Origin of the sequence: Bradyrhizobium lablabi (assembly GCF_001440475.1) — a bacterium.
In the GTDB taxonomy this organism is placed as follows: domain Bacteria; phylum Pseudomonadota; class Alphaproteobacteria; order Rhizobiales; family Xanthobacteraceae; genus Bradyrhizobium; species Bradyrhizobium lablabi.
In genome coordinates, this window is record NZ_LLYB01000056.1 from 15,249 (window position 1) to 18,830 (window position 3,582).

Annotated in this window: 3 protein-coding genes; all 3 read left to right on the top strand. The window is 55.8% G+C overall.

The window, feature by feature from the left end; translation table 11 throughout:
* The first annotated feature begins 117 nt into the window (after positions 1-117).
* Genes CQ14_RS10740 through CQ14_RS44570 form a run of 3 tightly spaced genes read left to right on the top strand, consistent with a single transcriptional unit; the run spans position 118 to position 3,141 of the window.
* Positions 118-1,656, top strand: coding sequence for a class I adenylate-forming enzyme family protein (locus CQ14_RS10740; protein ID WP_057857879.1), 1,539 nt, complete (start codon positions 118-120; stop codon positions 1,654-1,656).
* The gene (locus tag CQ14_RS43460) at positions 1,622-1,825 is read left to right on the top strand and encodes a hypothetical protein (protein WP_156434860.1); all 204 of its coding nucleotides are present in this window, start codon (positions 1,622-1,624) and stop codon (positions 1,823-1,825) included. Before CQ14_RS10740 ends, CQ14_RS43460 begins: the two co-directional genes overlap by 35 nt.
* Positions 1,826-1,842: 17 nt before the next feature.
* Positions 1,843-3,141, top strand: a complete 1,299-nt coding sequence (locus CQ14_RS44570; protein ID WP_245320288.1) for a preATP grasp domain-containing protein — start codon at positions 1,843-1,845, stop codon at positions 3,139-3,141.
* The last annotated feature ends 441 nt before the right edge of the window (positions 3,142-3,582 follow it).

Sequence of the window (3,582 nt, forward strand, 5' to 3'; positions counted from 1 at the left end):
CGCAAGGCGCCTCATCTAACACCATAAAAGGGTAATCGATACCTCCCGGGACGTTGATGAGCTCTCATTGCCGCTTCGGGAGGATATACGGTGCAAGCCAGGGAAAACGGAAGACTGATGGTTGATCTCTGCACGCTGATTGAGCGCAACGCGGCGTTCTCTCCCGACAAGCCCGCGATCCATTTCGAGGGCCAGACCTTAAGTTACGCGAGTTTCAATCAAAAGATCGAACAGGTCGCTAGCGCCCTAAAAAGCCAGCTTGGTGTCGAGAGAGGCGATCGCGTCGCGATCCTTAGTCTTAACCGGCCTGACCATCTGGTGCTGCTCTATGCCTGCGCGCGGCTCGGCGCAATGCTCGTGCCATTGAATTGGAGGCTTGCAGTCGCTGAGCAGCTCTTCATCCTGTCCGACGCTGACGCCAAGGTGCTGGTGGTCGAACACGCCTTCGAGGCGCTCCTGCCAGCCCTGGCCGATCAACTACCGGATATCTTTGTCGTTGGCTTGGATTTTGCGCCTCTTGGCGGAAGCAGATGGGATGGCCTGCTAGACCGAGGGCACGGCGATGGTCGCAATCCGCACACGGACCTGTCCTGTCCGCTTCTGATCGTCTATACCTCGGGCACCACCGGGCGGCCGAAAGGGGCTGTGCTGAGCCAGGAGGCCTTGCTATGGAATGGGATGATGAGTCAGCACATGCATGGCCTCACCTCGGCAGACCATGTCTTAACAGTCTTGCCGCTGTTCCACGTGGGTGGCCTCAATATCCAGACGACACCAGCGTTGCATTACGGCGCGACCGTTACGATTCACGCGAGGTTTACGCCAGAGGCGACGCTCGCTGCGTTCGAGCGCGACCGGCCAACTCTGACCGTCCTGGTGCCTGCCACTATTCAGGCCCTGACCGAGCATCCCCAGTGGTCGACCACCGACCTAACCTCACTCAGAGCGATTTCCGTAGGCTCAACCATGGTGCCGCGGCACCTGATCGAACGCTTTGTCGCACGCAGCGTACCAGTGTTGCAGGTGTATGGCTCCACGGAGACGTGCCCAATTGCTGTCTATACGAGACTGGGCGGTGATCTCTCGCGTGAGGGTACGACTGGCCTGCCCGGCCTTTGCTGCGAAGTGGAAATCATCAATGATGCGGGGAACAAGCAGCCGCCAGGAACCCTGGGCGAGATCGTAGTGCGCGGGCCTAATGTCTTCTGCGAATATTGGGGCAATCAAGACGCAACGGGCGGGGCGCTGCATAATGGCTGGTATCACACGGGCGACATCGGCCGCCGCGATGCCGATGGATACTTCTGGGTGCAGGATCGCAAGAAGAATCTGATCATTTCCGGCGGAGAAAACATTTACCCGGCGGAAGTCGAGCGTGTGCTTATGGAGCATCCCGATGTCGCAGAATGCGCTGTCGTCGGTCGGCCCGATTCGCGCTGGGATGAAGTACCAGTGGCGTATGTGATCAGGAGGTCAAGCGCGCGGATTGAAGCGGAAGCGCTGAGCGCGCACATGCAGTTGCAGCTCGCCCGTTTCAAAGTGCCGCGCGAAATCATTTTCACGGAAGAACTGCCGAGAACGGCGCTCGGCAAGATCCAGCATTATATGCTGAAAGAGCTCGATGCGCGATCAACTCGGCAAAGAGACACCAAATAAGTATCGCGGATTGGGCGCTGCCAATATTCGCCTGCTGCAGGCGGTCTTCCGTCTCAAGCTCAATGAGGTCGTTTCGATCAAAATGTTCTACATGAATGCGCTGCCGCCCGTTCATGTAGTGCGGGACTGCGCTTCCGTCCAATATGCCAAGTGCCAGGGAGCTCGTTGATGCCGCGAATCCTAATTATGAATGCCGGTACCGCCCAAATGTCCGGTGCCGATCTAACGGCACTCCAACTTTCGCTTGCCGCCAAGTCGGCTTGGCGCTCGGTATGGTTTGCGCAACCGGGCGACCTAATTGTTTCTCCAGTAGCGATCCCGACTGACCTGCTACAATATGTTGGAGCGACATTAAGGTTCGACCCATCGACTGTCTTGGTGCTCGTGCCGGAAAACGCGCACGAGATGGGTGTCCTTAGTGATTTCACTCTACAGTCCAACACAATTGTTGAACAGATCCGCCGCCACATTTGTGACAAAACACATTGGAAACTATATGCTTGCTATGCTACTGAAGGCGTTGCGCGCTTAGCGGCGATGCTCGGCATAGTGCAGAACGGGGACGAGTTCGCTCTGCAGCGGGGTCCTGATTTATTGAACCGCAAGAGCCACTTCCGTCAACTGGCAACAAGTACCATGCTTCCGTTGCCCAGTGGATGCATAGCAACAACTTCAGAAGAACTGTTCAGAGCGGTCAACTCGCTAAGGCTTGAAACCGGCAGCGTTATTGTAAAGTTGGACAATGGCGCCGGCGGGGTCGGAAATGTCATATTGACCGGCAAGGAGAGCGCTCCACTACCTGGGGCAAGAGAGACCCGGCGGGTCCTTTGGCCGTCGTTTGATCCTGATCAACTTTGGTCTGAGCTGACAACCGCCTCATGTAAAATAGTGGTCGTAGAGTCATACCACGTGGCTCGTTCTCTCTTCTATCTTGAGTTTGAAATCGAGGAAAATGGTTCCATCGCATACGTCAATAGCGGCAACATACGTCTGCGTCGAAGCGAATATCCGTCCGAAAGAGCTCTCGTCTGGAATGGACTAGAGCTTCCAAGCGACCTAAGCAATGAGCAGTACTCGACCGCTTACGAGCACGCCTATCGGTTTGTGGAGCTTGCGCGGACCTTGGGATACCGCGGAATGATCAACATAGATGCCATTTTTTCGATCGACGGGAGGCTGCTCTTTAATGAAGCGAACGGTCGCTGGGGCGGGGGCTCGGTACTGCACAGCATTGCTGACCGGATGCTAGGATCCGACTATTCCCATTCTCACGTGATTTCATCCGTGCGGAACGTCCGACTAAACTCCCTCCGAGAGGCGGTTGATTGTTTTGTCGATGAAGGATTGCTATTTGATAGCATACAGAAGGAAGGCGTTATTCCGCTTGCCGCCGATCAAGACGCAGGCACGGTCGAGTGCCTCGTGATCGCGCGCGATAGGCTCGTGGGCCGCAATTTCGAGCATCGATTATTGAGGATAGTCTGATCTGGACCACTGCCCCATGTCCACTATTCAAGATACTTTGTTCGGTCCATTTGCTTGTTCCAACTTGAACTACAGCCCTATTCCCAACCATCTGCTGGAGCCCAAAGGCGCTTTGAGGAGATGGCCAAAGCACTCCCTTCCAGGTCGACTTGCCGCTCGCGCCGATGTCGATTCTGCCATTCCACACTCAGCTTGTTCGGCTCACGATTGTCACGTTTCTCATAAACATACCACAACCGTGCAAACGGCTTAGTTTCTGGGCTGCCGACGCACGGAGCACCAGAGTTCCGGAGCGATGTAGATCGGCAGCCAACTTTGCGGTCATTGGCCCTGTTCTTAGTTGATCAAATTACACCGACGCTGCGGCGTTTATCGGTGCCATCTAAATTCCGTACGCCTACGACGAAGACCGCCTGATTGACGCATGCGCGCGGGCACAGT